Below are 16961 nucleotides of genomic sequence, written 5' to 3'. Positions count from 1 at the left end.
GCCAGGGCGGTAACATTACGAGTCACACCAGCCCATCAATTAAGACCTCTGAGCTGAATGCGAGCTCCTCTGAAGATCCAGGCAATGCCCTTGTGTGAAAATATAAAATGAAAAAACAGTATCAAAAAATCGTTGCACTTACCGGCGCAGGAATTTCAGCTGAATCCGGCATAGGTACTTTTCGCGGTGCCGACGGCCTGTGGGAAAACCATCGCCTGGAAGATGTCGCAACGCCAGAGGCATTTGATCGCAATCCGGCACTGGTACATAGATTTTACAATGAACGCCGCCAGCAGCTGCTATCTGCAGATATCCATCCCAACCCCGCCCATCTCGCCCTGGCCGAACTGGAACAGAAATTCCAAGGGGATTACTTACTGGTTACTCAAAATATTGACAACCTGCATGAGCGCGCGGGCAGTGAGCAGTTGATTCATATGCATGGAGAGCTACTAAAAGCACGGTGCCGTAGGAGCGGAAAACTATATCCCCTCGATTCGGACCTTTCGATAACTGATACCTGTAGTTGTTGTCAGCAGGCGGGAAACCTTCGCCCCCATGTGGTCTGGTTTGGAGAAATGCCCCTGGAAATGGAAACTATCTATCAGGCGTTGTCCGATTGCGACCTATTTATCAGCATTGGCACATCTGGAAACGTCTATCCAGCAGCGGGATTTGTTGAATGTGCCAATCAGGCTGGAGCTCACACCATAGAGTTGAACCTGGAGCGCAGTAGTGTCGGCGATGCCTTCAAGGAACACCGCCACGGACTGGCGTCACAGGTAGTCGATACTTTTATAAAAGAAATTATTAATTAAGGTGACTCTGAAACTGCATTTTCAGTCTGCGAGGATTTCATCGGGCCATAGCGCTGTATCAAAGTGGTTACCCCCTCATTATCACGCACCAGGATATAGAGTCGGTCAAACTCACTGGCCTCTCGAATGGGTCGCCCTTTTTCACCGCCGAGCAATTCCGCCAGTTTTGGAGTGGTATTGCTGTGCCCAACCACTAAAATCCGATTTTTCGCCTGCTGCAAAGAGTTAGCAAATTCTTTTAAATCTCTGGGGTTATAAATTTCCACTTCAAGCCCCAGCTCTTTTGATAGAGGCTCAACCGTTTCCCGGGTGCGGTTGTAGTCAGTGCTGTAGATAGCATCTATACCCACTCCCCCAAGAATATAGGCGAGTTGCCGAGCACGCTGCTGGCCCGCCTCAGTCAAATGAGGGTCGCGACCCACCCCGGGCCCTTTCTCTTTTTCTGCATGGCGTATTAAGTAAACAACCTGAGACTCAGAAGAGTCGGCTAAAACCCAATTTGAAGCCCCAACCAGAACAAAAAGTGTACAGAAAATAAACGACTTAAGTCTTGAAAGCACAGTATAAACTCCCAGGTAAATAACGGGGCAGACATATGCTGAATATAATAAGGTAAGTAAAGAGAGGATGCGGCGAAAATGCCAAATAATGCGATGAATTAAAATCGAACGATTTTTGAAAAAATATTTGATGCCGGATATCCGGCATCAAATTAGTGGTCATCCAGAATTAGATTTTCCACTCTTTTACGGTATCCAGGCCGTACTCATCAATCCACTGGCTCAGGGCCTTAGGATTACGCTTTTTCTTTTCAACAGTAGCGCCGGTATACGGGTTGCGATAGTGACCAGTTTCCAGCTTGGGCTCTGCTGCCTTTGCTGCCGGTGCTGCACGACGGCCGCGACGGGGGCTGTCACCTTCCTTCTTGAGGTGACGGGCAACGCGAGCCTTCAGGGTTTGTACGTAGTCTGCAGGATCTTCATCACCCAGCTGTGCTACCAACCACTCAACGATTTGCTGGCCACGGGCAACGAAGAACTCCTCTTCATCCATGTGGTATTCAGCAGCAAGGTTTACCAGTGCTTTATCATAGGCAATTACGCCATCTTTCTTGCGTTCAGCCTGAGCCATTTGCTCTTGTAACTCTTCGATTCTTGCCTGATGTTCGGCGATTTGTTGTTCAAGTTGTTCGTATTCCTGAAACATTCAATAAACCTCAACGACGGTTATTAAAAAACACAGAGATATATCTGTGGCGCTGGGCGACACAGATTGTTATTTCGGATATACCGTGTAAAAAATCAACAAACATCATGGCTGGCCAATGGCAAGCAATTTAGTGATGTTTAGTCCGGCATATTATGAATTGCCCGATATACATGAGTAGATACCACTACACATCGTGTAGTTCTGGTGTTAGGTATATTCGGCAAATACATTATTAAAAACTAGCCGATTTCAGCTCGGTTCGGCAAACACTCCGAATCACTGATTATATTTTTCGACTGAGGTCGCGAATAATAATCTTTCACCGGCAAATATCAACCATTTGTGTCCCTACCTTTGAATATAATAGGAATAATTCAAAATAAGGGCTAAAAAGTGTAACAAAGGCGGCCATATCTGCAATCTTAAAAGGATATCCCTAGGGAGCGCAATTAGCTATATTGTAGCTGCAGTCGTCAATTGCAAATTAGTCGCTGTGTAACGGTAATCGAGCATATTGCCAAATACAATTGGATACCCAGATCATACTATGTCCACTCACAATAATATCCACCATATACCGACTTTGGCCGCTCTGATGACGCCATTTCCCTACCATATCGATATCAATGCCACGGTAGAGGATGCTCTGGCAATGATGGAGGAGCACAAAGTACGCCACCTGCCGGTAACTCGTGCAGGCGACTTGGAGACGGTCATTTCCCGAGGGGATATCGAAAGAGCCAATGCACCGGGACACCGTTTAGAAGAGCAGCAGCTCTATGTACATGACCTATGTGCCAGACGTCCCTTTATCGCAGATATCCACGACCCGCTGGATAAAATTCTCTTAGCTATGGCCGATACCAGTATTGGCTCTGTACTGGTTATGCGGGAAGGCGAGCTGGTTGGAATTGTAACTGTGACTGATATTCTGCGCTTTTGTAGTAAGTTCATGGCAGAGTTGGCCCAGCCGGTAGACGATTCTATTGCTTGAGCTCACCGCGATTACAAGGGCCAAACCCAAAGCAACATAGGGATACTCACAACCAGTACCAACAATTCTAGTGGCAGCCCCATTTTCCAGTAATCACCAAATTCAAACCCTCCCGGCCCCAGAATTAGGGTGTTATTTTGGTGCCCAACCGGCGTCAGAAATGCGCAAGAAGCTCCAATTGCGACAGCCATTAGGAAACTGTCCGGGTTCACCGCCAGTTGTTCTGCGGTGCTCATGGCAATTGAACACATCACAGCCGCAGTAGCGACATTATTCATAAAATCAGACAGGGTCATGGTAACCACCAGGATCAGACCCAGGGCCAAAACAGCACTACCCTGAGCCAGGACATCCAATAAAACCTGAGCGACCAAGTCTGCAGCTCCTGTTGACTCCATCACATCAGCAACAGCAATCAAAGTCCCCAATAGCACGACTACGGACCCGTCGATAGAGTCATAAACATTTCGCAACGGCACTATCTTCAACGCCATAAAAGCCAATACACAAGTGGCGAACGAGATTGCTGCCGGCAATAGGCCGAACGCTGCACCGGCGACACCAAGCACCATAGCCAATAGGGCAATAGCCGCCTTTTCCTTGTTGGGGATGCTAATATCCCTTGAGGCCAAAGGCACACAGCCCTTTTCCCTAGCAAAGCTGTTTAGGTTTTCATCGGCCCCCATCATTAACAGAGCATCACCGGCGAGTAATGGTGTCGAACGCAACCGGCGCACCGAGCGGCGCCCCTGGCGCGAGAGTGCTAGCAAGTGAATCTGGTATCTCGCTGCGAGGCGTGAAAACCTCATAGGGCGTCCCACTAAGGGGGAGTCTGGCATGACAACCAACTCTCGCAGCTGCATTTCGGTACGATCCGCCAGCGCTTTTATTGGGGGCTTATTCTGAGAATCACTCTCGGTATTATTGCTACCCGATTGTCGAGCCTTACCCGATGAATCTGCCCCAAGGGCTCCCACTGTTTTCAAACTGAGATTGGACAAGCAGGTGGCAAGGCTCTCCGGCTCCGCCTCAATGACCAAAATGTCACCGCTATTTACTTTATGCCAGGGAGTCGCGGGAGAGACCCTGGCATCATTGTGTACGACACCCACAACTTGGGCATCTTCTGTTCCCAGCATCTTGGAAATTTCACGTAAATTCTTACCGGCAGCTACACTTTTTTCCTCAACAAGTGCTTCTGTTAAATATGTGCCAGTTTCAAAGGAGGAGGCCCCTGTTCGGTTGCGTGCAGGCACCAAGCGCCACCCAACAAATGCAATAAACAAAACTCCGGCTATCGCAACTGCCAGACCCACCGGGGTGAAATCAAACATACCGTAGCTACCGGCGCCAGAATCCGCCCGAAAACCGGAAACGACCAAGTTTGGCGGTGTACCTATCAGTGTGGTCATTCCCCCCAGAATCGTTGCGAAAGACAGAGGCATTAAAACCCTCCCCAGTGCCACTTTCTGTTTCTCAGCCATATCCACAGCCACGGGCATTAATAAAGCCAACGCGCCGACATTATTCATAAAGCTCGATAAAAACGCGCCAAGCCCAATGAGTAACAATATGGATACTGAGATACTCCCGCTTTTGCGGACAACTCGTTGTGCAAGTGCATCCATTGCACCGGTATTTTGTAAACCGCGACTCAGGATTAACACACAAGCAACAGTCACGACCGCTGGATGCCCAAAACCAATAAAAGCATTTTCCGGGGGAATCAGACCGGTAAAGACACAAGTCAATAAGGCTGCTAATGCAACCATATCGTGGCGCCACCGCCCCCATATAAACAGGGTTATAGTGACGCTTAAAATAATCAGGATTAGTAACTGGTCAACAGTCATGGAGAAAGATATCCCTGAATATAAAAGCTGCTCAGATTTCTGCTCAGCTATCTATTCAGGGTATACCCGGGAAACTACATGGAGCGCACTTCTACGCCATAACCCCAGCTCCATTAGAGGTACAAAATTCAGGAGAAAGTAACTGCCCGCTCTTCCAATGGATAAAACTGAGTACCTACTTTAATACAAACCCTGGCAGTACTGCAGGAGAACCAGCCTCTATATCCAGTGACCTGAATATTTCTATAGGTGCCAACCATCGCCTGGCGCAAGCGTTGAGCCCAAGGTCTTAACTTTTCTCCATCGTAGCCGGAACCACAGGCACAAACATGTAAATTAACGAAATTAGCAGGAAGCCCCTCTTTAACCAAGGTATCTGCTAGCTGTCGAGGCGTGTAGGTTTTCCACTCTCCTCCTTGCCAGTTAGGCATGCCGTTTACATATACTTTTTTCTGCTTGTTGTTACTCGTGGAGCGCTCAGCACCAATAAATTGTCCATCCCCGGCACCCGTGCCATGGGTTACGATGTAAAGGGTATCGGCAGGGTTCAGCTTACTCAAACACTGGTTCACCCACCGATACATGGCTTTTCCAAAACCGGAGGTTACTTTATTGGCCAGGATTTGATTCACCGGTACGCCCCAGGCTTTCGCCAACCCCTCCGCATATTCCTGCATTTCATCACTATTTATCGGGATATAGATATATTTTTTAGCCACGTTTTTATCCTCTATACATGCAGGAGCAACCCGCCCATTATGTAATCCAAATGCTTCCAGGATTTTTAAATCAGCTGCAATAATTCAGGGAAGCTAAGATTTACCTTCTGTGACCTGGAATCGCATTAGGTTCAAAAAGTAAATGTAAACACTGAGCTATCGAGCAATAAATTAAAAAAGTATTCTCTCATACTGAGCATTAATTTCCGGTGTAAATATCAAACTGTCATCTAACGCTAAGCACATCATATATTGCATATACAAGTAGCTTCTTCAGTTGCCATAGGCCTGGAAAGAAAATGGAGATACAATCAAATACCACCTATTTCCTAAATAAGCAGGAGTGCTACCTTGCGGACCGATACTGCGAATTACACGGACATCTTCCTGAATGATATTCCGCTGATGGACGTACGCGCCCCAGTTGAGTTTGTTCGCGGCGCTTTCCCTTCCGCAAGAAATCACCCCCTGCTTGACAACCACCAACGTGAACTGATCGGGACTGAGTACAAGAACAAAGGCCAGCAAGCAGCAATTGACCTTGGCTGGCGTTTAGCAACAGATGAAGTACGAAGCTTATGTCTTTCACAATGGAGCGCATTTATACGTAAACAACCCCAAGGTTACCTCTACTGTTTCCGAGGCGGTTTACGCTCCCGAATGACACAAAAACTGCTACGCTCGAATAATATTGAATACCCGATAGTAGAGGGTGGCTATAAAGCCATGCGGCAGTTCCTGTTAAACAAGCTGGAAAAGCATTGTACCCAGCTGCCCTTTATCGTTGTTGCTGGTCACACCGGCAGTGGCAAAACAGAATTAATCCAGGCTGCGCGGCGGTATATCGACCTTGAGGGGATCGCAAAACATCGAGGTTCTAGCTTTGGACGCACCAGTAGTAGCCAACCTTCACAAATCGATTTTGAAAATCAGATCAGTATCGACCTGCTGAAGCTTTCCCAGCAGGCAGGTGCTATTGCGATTGAAGATGAAAGCCGTCTAATTGGACGCTGCGCACTTCCTCCAGTATTGCAAACCGCCATGAAGGCCGCTCCCCGGGTTCTTGTCGAGGAGCCATTGGAAACACGAGCACAGCGCATTGTGCAAGATTATGTTCACGAGGGCTTAGAGCGCTTTAAAAGCAGTGAAAAATCAGCAGCTGAATCTTTGGGGGAAGAATTACATCTCAATCTCAATAAAATCAGTAAACGCCTGGGAGGGCTGCGCTACAAGCAGCTCAACGAAGCCTTAGCTTCAGCTAACCAAGAATTACTGAGAACGAATAATAGTGATGTGTACATCCCTATCGTGGTGTCACTGTTGCGGGAATACTATGACGGCAGCTACGACCATCTTATGAAGAAATCGGAACAGAAAATTCTGTATCGAGGCAACTACAACGAAGTGCAACAGTGGTTGAAGGAGTCCAACCACTCACTGCAAAAACCAGAATAACAATCCTCAGCTTTTGTGAGCTAGGCGATTTAATTTAAATCTCCGCATTAAAAACCAGTCCCTAAAACTGCGCGGCAGCCAGCGGGCCATCCAGGGCAACAGGCTGCTGCGGTTGCCAATACGCACCAAAGGACGAGCGCGTTTTCGCAGCAGCTCACGCACCAATTTTTTAGCCAGTGTGCTTGCCAATGTAGCATTCTTTTGGGACTCCTGGGCTCGGGCCCTAACCGCCTCTTCCTGCCGTTTATACAGGGAGTCCGGCGGCAAAAGACCGCGCAGGGATGTCTCAGCGTGGCGACCAAATTCCGATGCGATCGCACCGGGTTGCACCGTCATTACCCGAATGCCAAAGGGTTTTAGTTCGAGTCGCAAAACATCAGAAATGGAGTGTAGGGCCGCTTTAGAAGCACAATAGGCACCGGAGAAAGGTGTAGGCATTACCCCGGAAACCGAACCGATATTACACACAATTCCGCCCTGCTCCGAACGCATTAAAGGTACACAGGCCCTAATCAAAGCGAGAGGGGCAAATACATTGGTTCGGAACTGCTTTTCCAGTGCTCGCGTGTCCAGTTCCAGCAATGGCCCCATCTGACCGTAACCGGCGTTATTGACCAAAATATCGAGCCGCCCGTATGCCGCTTTTACTGCGTGAACCACTCGATTGATATCCGCCTGGGAATTCACATCCAAGGCCTCTGTAGCAATTCCCAGGTCCGCCAGCTCTTGTAAACTTTCCGGGCGGCGCGCCGTGGCAATCACTATGGTTCCCCGGCGATGTAGCGCCAAAGCCAGCTCCCGCCCAATACCGCTTGAGCAGCCGGTAATTAAAGCCACTCGATCCGGAACCACATAACCCCGCCCAATTTGCGCAAGGCTTTCCGCAGCAAAACTTCGATTGGGGGAACGAAATCTGGAAATGGGCGGCTTATCCACAGGAACTGCTCCGTTTAATGGTCCTATCTCTCAATGGGCGTTTGCAGGTACTCAATCAATCCGAAAACATTGCCATAGGGGTCGAGAAAGCTCGCCATCAGCACACGTCCAGAAACTTCCTCTATATCCGTGTGCTGGCGCACCCCCATAGTACCGAGTCGCTCAATCTGCGCGGCCAAATCCAAAACCTGCCAGTAAGCAACTACACCATCGGCCCGGCTGATCGCGCTGCGCGCATCGGCATTTAATCCGAGCTCGCAATCACCAATACTAAACGCCGCATAGCTATCGCTTTCATAGCTGGGTTTCTGTTCGAGTATCTGCGTATACCAGGCCACAGCCTCGGTAATGTTGGCAACTCCGTAGACTGTTTTGCGCAAGCCAAGAATCTGCCCCATTTGAGACACCCCGTTGAGTAATTTTTATCCACTGGGTGGGCCACTATGGCGCAGTTTATTGCAGCTCTTGCTCCAACTGCTCCAGTAGGTCCAGGGGTTCCATCTCAACCCCTTCTAGTTCAGCGTTCCAGTTTATCCCCACCAATAAGACATCTTCATGCATGCCGGTGAGCCAGTCATCCATAAATTCTTCCAGGTCAATTGCCACTGCCTCATAGTCAGCCCAGTCTCCTTCGCAGTGGTCTTGTGCAAATTCTCTTTGCGACCAAAAGGGCATAACCTCGGTATCGGCCCGCTTTTCAGACTCACAAAGAGCAAAGCCCTCCTCACCCTGCAGGGCCCAGACGCAGCCTTGGCCTACAGCTTCAGGCAAAAAGCGCGCGCAATTATCTTCAAAATTATCGGTTAGGGTTTCGCTTTGCATAACAACTTCGCTTAAACGGTTTTACCGCAGTTTACGTTAGTTTTCCCGGCCTCAATAGGCCCTAAATTCTGTCGAATACCGCCATCGACTCAACATGATCGGTATGGGGAAACATATCCATGACACCCGCCTTACTCAGCCGGTACCCCAACTTCACCAATTCACCGGCATCCCGGGCCAGGGTGGCCGGGTTACAGGAGACATAGACAATCCTACTGGCAGAAAATCGCGCCAATCCGCGCACTGCCTCCAGAGCCCCGTCCCTCGGTGGGTCCAACAGGATTTTATCGAAACCTGCTTCAGCCCAAGGCGCACCTGCCATTTTTTCGTTCAGGTCGGCAGAATAGAAGTACACATTTTGTAATTGGTTCAAAGCGGCATTGTCTACACCCCGTTGAGTTAAAGCGCCGACACCTTCGACCCCGATCACTTCCGCTGCACGACGCGCCAATGGCAGGGTAAAATTCCCCAGCCCACAAAATAAATCCAATACGCGCTCGGAGGGTTGCGGATCGAGTAACTCAACGGCTCGACTCACCATCTGCCGATTTATCGCAAAATTAACCTGCACAAAATCCTGCGGTTTAAATCTCAGCGTCAGGTCAAATTCCGGCAACTGATAACTTAGATAAGCGGCCCCTTCTATCGGCCAGATTCTCTCCAGTGAAGCATCACCCCCGCCTTGTATATACAGGTGTATACCAGCACTTTTAGCAAATGTTAACCAGAGCGCCAAGTCCTTATCTGACAGAGGCTTTAAATGGCGGAGCACCAGAGCTGTCACATCATCTCCAACCGCCACTTCCAGATGAGAAAAGTTTGCCCGGCCTTCACTTTCACCAACAAGCTTTTTTAGCGACCCTAAATGTTCGGCAATTTTTGTATGCAGTACCGGGCACTCATCAATATCTACCAAATCATTGCTGTGCTTTTTTCGAAAACCAAAAAGCAGCTCGCCACCCTGGGACTTTTTTAATTTGCGAATGCCGATACGGGCCTTGCGCCGATAACCATAGGCATCAGCAGTTAACGGCGGCAGTATTTCTTCGGGTTCAATACCACCAAAACGCGACAACTGATCCAAAAGAATTTTTTGCTTTTCACTAATTTGTGCCGATGGCTCCAGGTGCTGAACCGAACAGCCTCCACATGAATCCACATAGGCGCACTGCGGCGCGCACCGATCCGCTGAAGCCGATAGGATTTCCTCAACAATTCCCTCATCAAAACGGCCGCGCCGTGCGGTATAGCGGAATTTAACCTGCTCTCCCGGTAAGGCACTATCAATAAACACCGTTTTGCCACCCACCCGGGCAATACCGCGCATATCGTGACTAAATTTTTCTATTGTCGCTTCAGCGCGGCTCGGCAAGTTTTTTTTAACTGGCTTGCGGCCAGTAATAAAACGGGGCTTCTTACTCATAATTAATTGGGAGAATTCAGTACAACTAAAGAATAGAAAAGTTACAAGGTCAGACAGTGACCGTTATCGCGCAACCAGCGGCGCAACTCTTTAAATCTGGGGCACACACTTTGGACTAAATCCCAAAAAGCGCGGCTGTGGTTATGGTGTTGCAAATGGCAGACCTCGTGGGCCACCAGGTAATCCACCACCGGCTCAGGAGCGAGACAAACAAGCCAGTTAAACTGCAGCTCACCGCGGATACTACAGTGACCCCACTTGCTTTTGGTACGACGGACTTTTACTGATGAAATACTTAACCCCAGCTGCTCGGCCAACACATGGGATTTTTGCGTTAACAATGCCAATGCTTCCCGCTGGTAAAGGCGTTGTAAAGCGGTTTGCAGCTGCGTGCCATCGGGCTGGAGATAGCGGGTATAAAGCCCGATGGCACCATCGCCAATACCGGCACTTTTACTGCTCATTGCACGCTCTAAGGGAAGCTGCTGTCCCAGCCAGGGAAAACTCTCACCAAAAGCGTACTGATATTGCGGCACCTGCGCAGCGCGCCGGTCGGCTGCGAGTAACTGCGCTCTCACCCACTGGATATTTTCCTGCAGGAATTCATGGCCATAACGGGCTGCACAACGCTGTGGAATTCGCACTTCCACACCACCGGAAGACAGTACCAGCCCCAGACGCTTGCGCCGGCTCGAACGCACCAAGCGATAGGGAATATCTTCAAAAATAAAATCCTGGGCCTGTTTCAAGCGGGATCTCCACTCGCAACCCAAGAGATAATACTAGGCACCATGAGCTACAACAGCCATGGTAATGCGAGAAATACAACTGAGCTTCCCATTGGGTGCATAGATCAGAATTTCCCACACCTGGCTGCTGCGCCCAATATGCACGGGTTTTGCACGACCGCGAACCTCTCCCTCGGGGACAGGGCGCAGGTGATTGGCATTAACTTCCTGACCGACACAATAAAATTTATCGGTATCCACTAATAGGTTGGCACCTATGGAACCCAGCGTCTCCGACAATACGACATTAGCACCACCATGCAAAATACCGAAGGGCTGGCGAGTGCGATGGTCTACGGGTAAGGTCCCTTCCAGGTAATCATCGCCAATTTCCGTAATTTCCATTCCCAGGTAGCCGGGCATGCATTGGGATATTCCCTGGTTCAGTTCTTCCAGTGAAGGATCTAAATGCCAAATTGCCATTACAATAAATCTCTTGTGCGTGTGATACCGGAGCATTAACCCGGACTTCTTTACTTACATTCAGGATCAAAAATTTTTTTTACTTACCAATAAAATAATCTGGCAGAAAAAAATCCGGAGAGATAATAGCCGGGTGTTAAATGCGTGGAGCCAAACAAGCCGTAACGAAACAACTCCATATCCAACATCCGCAGCTCCCAGCGAAGGCGGCTGCGCTGCAAGTACAATGCCTGGGCCTGGGCTTCACTATCAGTGTTCCGATAGGCGTAATGCAGGGAGAGCAACTCGCGCTCTAAATTATCCCGGCGCCACATAAGGCGCTGGTAATGCTGCTCTATACGGTATTCGGCGAGACCGCGCTCGTAATTCTGTAAAAACAAATCAGCAGTAGGGCCAGTGCAAACCCCTTGGTAATTACGTCCCCTACGCCCCTGGTGATAGCCATTTTCTGCAGTGCAGTAAGTCTCTACACCTTCTTCATGGCCCTGCAGCCATGCATCGCTATCCACATGCATGTCGTAGCTGTCACACTCTTGGGCAATATCGTACACCAGCGACTGTGAGCGACCGCGAGCGCCGTCTTGCAGGCCCCGCTCATACCAGAGCCCCGCGCGGCACTCCTCTTCGGAAATTACTGCGCAGCCGCTTAACCCCAGCACCAGCAAAACGAGAAAAAGACGTATTTTTCCTGCAAACATAAAATGGGACTCCCGGCGCTGTACTTCCCGCCTGTTATTGGAATCCAGGTATCACTTAACCAAAGCGCTTGTCGGCGACAAAAGGATTGGTTTGGCGCTCCTGGCCAAAAGTGGACATGGGGCCATGCCCCGGTACAAATTGAACCTCATCACCCAGCGGCCATAGGCGCTCTTTGATAGAGCGAATTAGGGTATCGTGATCTCCCTGGGGGAAATCTGTGCGCCCGATCGAACCGGCAAACAAAACATCTCCCACCAGGGCCAACTGGCTGGGGCGGTGGAAGAAAATCACATGGCCGGGGGTATGGCCCGGGCAGTGGTGCACCTCCAGTTCCTGGTCACCTACAGTAACCGTATCTCCCTGCTCCAACCAGCGGTCTGGAGTAAATACCTCGGCAGCGGGAAAACCAAACATCTGCGACTGCATCGGCAACTGCTGAATCCAGAAATCATCGCCTTTATGTGGCCCCTCTATCGGCAACTGGAGCTGCTTGGACAGCGCCGCAGTACCGCCCACATGGTCCAGGTGGCCGTGGGTCAGCAGGATTTTTTCCAGCTTGAGCCCGCGCTCCTCCACCGCCGCCAGAATCTTATCGAGATCGCCTCCGGGGTCGACAACAGCCGCACGCTTACTGTCTTCACACCACAGCAACGAGCAGTTTTGCTGGAAAGGAGTAACCGGAACCAGGTGATATTGCAGCGACATAAGAAAGCGGCCCTTCATCTTTTACAGGAGACTGTTGAGGTAATTGGGGATTATACCGCGAGAGCCTGCTGAGAGGGTTGTGGATGCCGATGAGCGGGCTTATTCACTGTCTTGAGCAGGGAGCGCACATCCTCTATCAGCTGCTCAACAACCACCGGATTCCGCCAGTAATCCTCAGGGGGCGAGGGAAAAGCCACTGAACTCAAGGCGCCGTGATCGCTGAGCGAAGAAGTCTCATAATCACGGCACACCGCCTGGTTATAGGAGGGGCTCAGGGGTTTAAGGGGCCAGCCAAACAGGTCATTGGGGTGATAAAAGTTCTTCCAGCGAAAATTGTATCCCCGGGAATTGGAGGTGACCGCTTGAATTTGCTCCCGGGGTCGATCGGCGCACCACAGGGGCATTGTCGGCCCCAGGGTGTACCAATGACTCAGGGTCTTGAGGCGCAAAAACCTCTCACGCGCAGACCCTCTGTGAACTCCCGCGGGACCGCCATCACGCCAAACACCGCAACTGACATTGGGCCGCTGGGCATCCCAGAGGTAATTAGATAGATTGATACAACCCACCGAATGGCTGATCAATATCACCGGAGCCCGGTCATCAACCTGATCAGCGGCCTTGACCAGCGCCGCATAGATCTCGCGCTGGGTCTTTTCGTAGTTGCTATCCCGGCGATCCACATTGCCGGACTGCGCCGCGGTCTGCGACATCCCCAGGAGTAAATATTTTCGTGCACGCAGGAAGTCCAGCTCGCCCTTCTGCAAGCTCTCAAAGGTGCGTTCGATATTGCTCTGGAAGTGCTCCAGGCCGGGTAATTCAGCGCAGTAGAGACGCGACCACTCCTCCCCAAGCTCGGTTTCCAATGCCGAAAACAGTGGCTTTGCAAACGTGTTATCCACAGCCCCCATACCCGCAGCAGCAAGGATTACGATATCCGCCATGGCTTCCTCTTCTTATTATTCTATCGGCGCCTTCACAGCGCTCAGCTTTTTTAAATGAATGAACATTGATGAAAACCCGCACAAGGGGCATTCTCACTGCCAAAGAAAAATCGAAAAAATACTGAAAGTGGCGCGAGGGGAAGCTGCACAATAATGCGTCCCTTTACGAGCCGGTGTGGATACATCACAGTAAATATGAACTAACGTACCCACTAGTGAGCCGCAGAAACTGCATTGCGACGGGTTGAGATGACCGATTTAACCCGAATAGTAATATACTGCCCAAAGCTAAACCGGCGCCACTCCAATTTTCCACCCAAGAGGCCAAATCACCAGAAAGCTGGCCTATTACAGTGCTGTAACAATACCTGGGTCCTGGTGCATAATAGTGGCTGTATAAAAATCAAACATTTATAACAATCCCTCCCGCAGCGATGCTTTTAACTTCTAAATACAGCCTGCCGGATTGCCCCGAGCACGCCCTATCGCGCCCGCGCCTGCTGTCGGTTCTGAACCGATGCCACAGCGATCAACTGCTATTGGTGACAGCTCCTGCGGGATACGGCAAGACCACGCTGGTTACCTCCTGGGCCTCACAGCAGGACAACCCGGTGGCCTGGTATACGCTGGATGCCAGCGATAATGAACCGAGCCAATTCTGCCGCTACCTGGTGGAAAGTGTGCACAGGGCGACCGGCAATGGTGTCCCCCAAACTCACCAACTATTGTCCGCACCCCAGCGCCCGGACCCCTCAACTCTGGTGAGCCACTTACTGTCGGAATTGCGCGGCCTGCCCAGCGAACTGCGCATCGTGCTGGACGACTACCACCAGATCGACAACCAGCAGGTACACGACACCACCCGCTTTTTGTTGCGCCACGCCCCCGCCGGTGTCGGTATTGTTCTCACCAGTCGCAGCCAACCGCCTTTGGGCCTGGCCACCCTGCGGGTTCAAGGGCGATTACTGGAATTGGGCAGTAATGAGCTGGCCCTCAACATTGAGGAAATCGCCACCCTGCTCAAGCAGCGCCTGCCGTTTAATCTCGACGGCGACCGCGCAGCCCAACTGCATCATCTCAGTGAGGGCTGGCCCCCCGCCGTTCAGCTATTCACTTTATCGGTGCGCGACAGCAACGAAGTGGATCGCTATCTGGCAGAGCTGGAGCAGGGCCACAGCCATATTCTCGACTACCTGGCTGAGGAAGTACTGGAACGGCTGGAACCCCAACTGCGCCAGCTCCTCTCCTGCACATCGATCCTCACCCGGGTGAACGCCCAACTGGCGGAGCGCCTTACCGGTCGCCAGGACGGTCAGCAGTTGCTGGAGGAAGCCGCGCGCCGCGGATTATTCCTGCAGGCGCAGGATTCAAGTCGCCAGTGGTTCCGCTTCCACCCGGTCTTCGCCCGCTTCCTGCAGCGGCAAATCAATGACCGCGAACACTTGCTGCAACTGCACAGCACTGCCTGTGATACCTGGCAAGAATTAGACCAGCCAGTGGAGGCCCTGCGCCACGCCCTGGCAGGCGGCGACCGCGAGCGGTTAAAGCAACTGCTCAACGACCGGGGGGAACAGCTTCTGCGCGCGGGGCAATCGCGCCTGCTGCGGGACTGCCTCGACTGGCTCGGTGACGAAGCCCTGCAACACAGCGCCCGCTTTACCCTCCTGTCCGCAAAAATGGCGCGGGAGAATTTTGAATACGACCTGTGCGAGAAAAACCTGGCGGCCTCCGAAAGCTGGCTGCAGCGGGAGGACCCGGCACAGTGGCGCGACTTTGAAGGCGCCTTTGCCACCATGCGCGCCCAGGTGGCCATTGCCCGAGGGCAGACACTGCAAGCCAAGGAGTATGCCGAAGAAGCTTTGGCCCTACTCCGCGCAGACCAGCTGGGCGAGAGAATCTCTGCTCTGCTGGTCACCGGTGAGACCAGCTTCTGCCTGGGTGCCCTGCAAGAGGCCAACCGCTATATGCAGGAAGTTGAAGCCCTGGCGATCGCCGAACGGGATATTCCCAGCGCCGCCTGGGCCATTTGCCAACAGACTGAAATCGCCTTTGCCCAGGGCCTGCTGAAGAAAGCGTCCACGCTGCAGGAGAAGGTGCAGACCCTTGTGCAGAAAAATCACCTGTCCACACTACCCATCTCGGAATTTGTGTGCCGGCTGCGCGGCCAGCTGCAATGGGAGTCCGGCGATCTGGAAGGTGCCGAGCAATCCGCTCGCCGAGGTATGCAAATCAACCGCCGGGTCGGCGAGCACTGGCTGCTGCCGGAGTACACCCTGCTGTTAAAAATCGCCCAGGCCCGAGGAGAGAAAGAGGAGTCCCTGGAGTGGCTGGAGCGTATCGAGCGGCTGCTCACTGACGGGCGCTACCACCGAGACTGGATCGCCAACGCCGATGCCACCCGCATCCGCACCTGGCGCGCCCTGGGCAATCAGCAGGCCATCGCCAGCTGGTTGGAACAGGCTACTCCCGTCGCCGACAGGCCCAGCAATCACTTTGAACAGTGCCACGGGCGCAACCATGTGCGCGCGATGATTGAGCTGCACCACTGGTCCGATGCCAATCGCCTATTGAGCCGCCTGAAACAAGTCGCCAACGAGTGCGGACTGGAAACGGATCGCCTGCGCAACCGGGTGCTGGAATCTCACCTGCTGTGGCTGCGGGAGCAATACCCCCAATCTGTGGAGGCTATTAGTGAGGCCCTGCTTCTCTCCCACGAACGGGATTTTCGCGCCAGCTTCCTGCAGATCGGCAAACCTTTAATCGTTATCCTGAAAGCCGCCCTGGAAAATGGCCTGGGAGATGCGGAGTCCAGCAAAGCTCAATTACTGATCAAAGCGGCACAACAGCAGCCAGAGTTGGACGGTGGTATTCGCATCGAACTGGATGACACCATTATCCGCGAGATACTGGCCAGCGATGCCGTGCCGGACTTCCTGCGCCACTCCCCACTCACCCCAAGGGAATGGCAGGTACTGAATGCGATTCACTCGGGGCTGTCGAACGAGAAAATCGCCCGTCACTTTAAGGTGGCGCCGAGCACCATCAAGACCCATATTCGCAGCCTCTACCAAAAGCTGGACGTCAAGGATCGCCAGGAGGCCATCGCCCTGGCCGAGCAAATGCTTCGCTCAGTCCAGGACAAGCCTTAAACAGTCCTGCTCCAGCGGCACAGG

Annotated in this window: 17 protein-coding genes; 4 read left to right on the top strand and 13 right to left on the bottom strand. The window is 51.7% G+C overall.

What is annotated here, in order from left to right; translation table 11 throughout:
• Window positions 1-107: 107 nt before the first annotated feature.
• Window positions 108-818 (top strand): Sir2 family NAD+-dependent deacetylase, encoded by a 711-nt coding sequence (cobB, locus tag ACJJIR_RS02115; protein WP_444907167.1) that lies wholly within the window; start codon window positions 108-110, stop codon window positions 816-818.
• Here cobB and ACJJIR_RS02110 read toward each other — a convergent pair.
• Both ACJJIR_RS02110 and ACJJIR_RS02105 read right to left on the bottom strand, forming a co-directional pair.
• Entirely contained in the window at window positions 815-1378 is a 564-nt protein-coding gene (locus ACJJIR_RS02110; protein ID WP_444907166.1) for a SixA phosphatase family protein, read from the bottom strand. The genes cobB and ACJJIR_RS02110 overlap by 4 nt on opposite strands.
• Window positions 1379-1547: 169 nt before the next feature.
• A complete protein-coding gene (locus ACJJIR_RS02105) occupies window positions 1548-2024 on the bottom strand; it encodes a DNA binding protein (RefSeq protein WP_282931121.1) in 477 nt (158 codons plus the stop codon).
• 550 nt (window positions 2025-2574) lie between these two features.
• Between ACJJIR_RS02105 and ACJJIR_RS02100 the strand changes: the two genes are divergently transcribed.
• Window positions 2575-3021, top strand: a complete 447-nt coding sequence (locus ACJJIR_RS02100) for a CBS domain-containing protein (protein ID WP_282931120.1) — start codon at window positions 2575-2577, stop codon at window positions 3019-3021.
• Window positions 3022-3032: 11 nt separating this feature from the next.
• On the opposite strand, the gene ACJJIR_RS02095 is transcribed toward ACJJIR_RS02100, so the two are convergent.
• Window positions 3033-4874 carry an SLC13 family permease gene (locus ACJJIR_RS02095; RefSeq protein ID WP_444907165.1) on the bottom strand — a complete coding sequence of 614 codons (1842 nt, stop codon included), beginning with the start codon at window positions 4872-4874 and terminating at the stop codon, window positions 3033-3035.
• Window positions 4875-5002: 128 nt separating this feature from the next.
• Window positions 5003-5593 carry a hypothetical protein gene (locus tag ACJJIR_RS02090; RefSeq protein WP_444907164.1) on the bottom strand — a complete coding sequence of 197 codons (591 nt, stop codon included), beginning with the start codon at window positions 5591-5593 and terminating at the stop codon, window positions 5003-5005.
• 351 nt (window positions 5594-5944) lie between these two features.
• Here ACJJIR_RS02090 and mnmH point away from each other — a divergent pair, with 351 nt between their 5' ends.
• A complete protein-coding gene (gene mnmH, locus ACJJIR_RS02085) occupies window positions 5945-7048 on the top strand; it encodes a tRNA 2-selenouridine(34) synthase MnmH (RefSeq protein ID WP_413663456.1) in 1104 nt (367 codons plus the stop codon).
• A 6-nt stretch (window positions 7049-7054) separates the two neighbouring features.
• Here the strand turns inward: mnmH and ACJJIR_RS02080 are convergent, their stop codons facing one another.
• From ACJJIR_RS02080 to ACJJIR_RS02040, 9 genes are all read right to left on the bottom strand, one after another.
• Complete coding sequence (locus ACJJIR_RS02080) at window positions 7055-7984, bottom strand: SDR family oxidoreductase (protein WP_444907163.1); 930 nt, start codon at window positions 7982-7984, stop codon at window positions 7055-7057.
• Between the two features lie 23 nt (window positions 7985-8007).
• The gene (locus tag ACJJIR_RS02075; RefSeq protein ID WP_444907162.1) at window positions 8008-8382 is read right to left on the bottom strand and encodes a VOC family protein; all 375 of its coding nucleotides are present in this window, start codon (window positions 8380-8382) and stop codon (window positions 8008-8010) included.
• A gap of 55 nt (window positions 8383-8437) precedes the next feature.
• On the bottom strand, window positions 8438-8806 hold the full coding sequence (locus ACJJIR_RS02070; RefSeq protein WP_444895989.1) for a DUF2750 domain-containing protein: 369 nt from the start codon (window positions 8804-8806) through the stop codon (window positions 8438-8440).
• 61 nt (window positions 8807-8867) lie between these two features.
• A complete protein-coding gene (rlmD, locus tag ACJJIR_RS02065; RefSeq protein ID WP_444907161.1) occupies window positions 8868-10229 on the bottom strand; it encodes a 23S rRNA (uracil(1939)-C(5))-methyltransferase RlmD in 1362 nt (453 codons plus the stop codon).
• Between the two features lie 41 nt (window positions 10230-10270).
• The gene (locus tag ACJJIR_RS02060; protein ID WP_444907160.1) at window positions 10271-10978 is read right to left on the bottom strand and encodes a M48 family metallopeptidase; all 708 of its coding nucleotides are present in this window, start codon (window positions 10976-10978) and stop codon (window positions 10271-10273) included.
• Window positions 10979-11011: 33 nt separating this feature from the next.
• Window positions 11012-11440 (bottom strand): hotdog fold thioesterase, encoded by a 429-nt coding sequence (locus ACJJIR_RS02055; RefSeq protein WP_444892114.1) that lies wholly within the window; start codon window positions 11438-11440, stop codon window positions 11012-11014.
• Between the two features lie 83 nt (window positions 11441-11523).
• Window positions 11524-12138 (bottom strand): DUF2799 domain-containing protein, encoded by a 615-nt coding sequence (locus tag ACJJIR_RS02050; protein WP_444907159.1) that lies wholly within the window; start codon window positions 12136-12138, stop codon window positions 11524-11526.
• Between the two features lie 55 nt (window positions 12139-12193).
• On the bottom strand, window positions 12194-12844 hold the full coding sequence (locus tag ACJJIR_RS02045; protein WP_444907158.1) for an MBL fold metallo-hydrolase: 651 nt from the start codon (window positions 12842-12844) through the stop codon (window positions 12194-12196).
• 50 nt (window positions 12845-12894) lie between these two features.
• Window positions 12895-13788 carry a hypothetical protein gene (locus tag ACJJIR_RS02040; RefSeq protein ID WP_444907157.1) on the bottom strand — a complete coding sequence of 298 codons (894 nt, stop codon included), beginning with the start codon at window positions 13786-13788 and terminating at the stop codon, window positions 12895-12897.
• Window positions 13789-14222: 434 nt separating this feature from the next.
• Between ACJJIR_RS02040 and malT the strand changes: the two genes are divergently transcribed.
• On the top strand, window positions 14223-16937 hold the full coding sequence (gene malT / locus ACJJIR_RS02035) for an HTH-type transcriptional regulator MalT (RefSeq protein WP_444907156.1): 2715 nt from the start codon (window positions 14223-14225) through the stop codon (window positions 16935-16937).
• The last annotated feature ends 24 nt before the right edge of the window (window positions 16938-16961 follow it).

The sequence above is a fragment of the Microbulbifer maximicatervae (SeqCode) genome, from assembly GCF_052467385.1.
This window is presented reverse-complemented; position numbering and strand designations above follow the sequence as displayed.

Bases quoted from the DNA above. Each gene is read 5' to 3' on its own strand.
- malT (WP_444907156.1), top strand. From the start codon at position 14,223: ATGCTTTTAACTTCTAAATACAGCCTGCCGGATTGCCCCGAGCACGCC.
- ACJJIR_RS02095 (WP_444907165.1), bottom strand. From the start codon at position 4,874: ATGACTGTTGACCAGTTACTAATCCTGATTATTTTAAGCGTCACTATA.
- ACJJIR_RS02070 (WP_444895989.1), bottom strand. From the start codon at position 8,806: ATGCAAAGCGAAACCCTAACCGATAATTTTGAAGATAATTGCGCGCGC.
- ACJJIR_RS02050 (WP_444907159.1), bottom strand. From the start codon at position 12,138: ATGTTTGCAGGAAAAATACGTCTTTTTCTCGTTTTGCTGGTGCTGGGG.
- cobB (WP_444907167.1), top strand. From the start codon at position 108: ATGAAAAAACAGTATCAAAAAATCGTTGCACTTACCGGCGCAGGAATT.
- ACJJIR_RS02100 (WP_282931120.1), top strand. From the start codon at position 2,575: ATGTCCACTCACAATAATATCCACCATATACCGACTTTGGCCGCTCTG.
- ACJJIR_RS02105 (WP_282931121.1), bottom strand. From the start codon at position 2,024: ATGTTTCAGGAATACGAACAACTTGAACAACAAATCGCCGAACATCAG.
- ACJJIR_RS02040 (WP_444907157.1), bottom strand. From the start codon at position 13,788: ATGGCGGATATCGTAATCCTTGCTGCTGCGGGTATGGGGGCTGTGGAT.
- ACJJIR_RS02055 (WP_444892114.1), bottom strand. From the start codon at position 11,440: ATGGCAATTTGGCATTTAGATCCTTCACTGGAAGAACTGAACCAGGGA.
- rlmD (WP_444907161.1), bottom strand. From the start codon at position 10,229: ATGAGTAAGAAGCCCCGTTTTATTACTGGCCGCAAGCCAGTTAAAAAA.
- ACJJIR_RS02045 (WP_444907158.1), bottom strand. From the start codon at position 12,844: ATGTCGCTGCAATATCACCTGGTTCCGGTTACTCCTTTCCAGCAAAAC.
- ACJJIR_RS02075 (WP_444907162.1), bottom strand. From the start codon at position 8,382: ATGGGGCAGATTCTTGGCTTGCGCAAAACAGTCTACGGAGTTGCCAAC.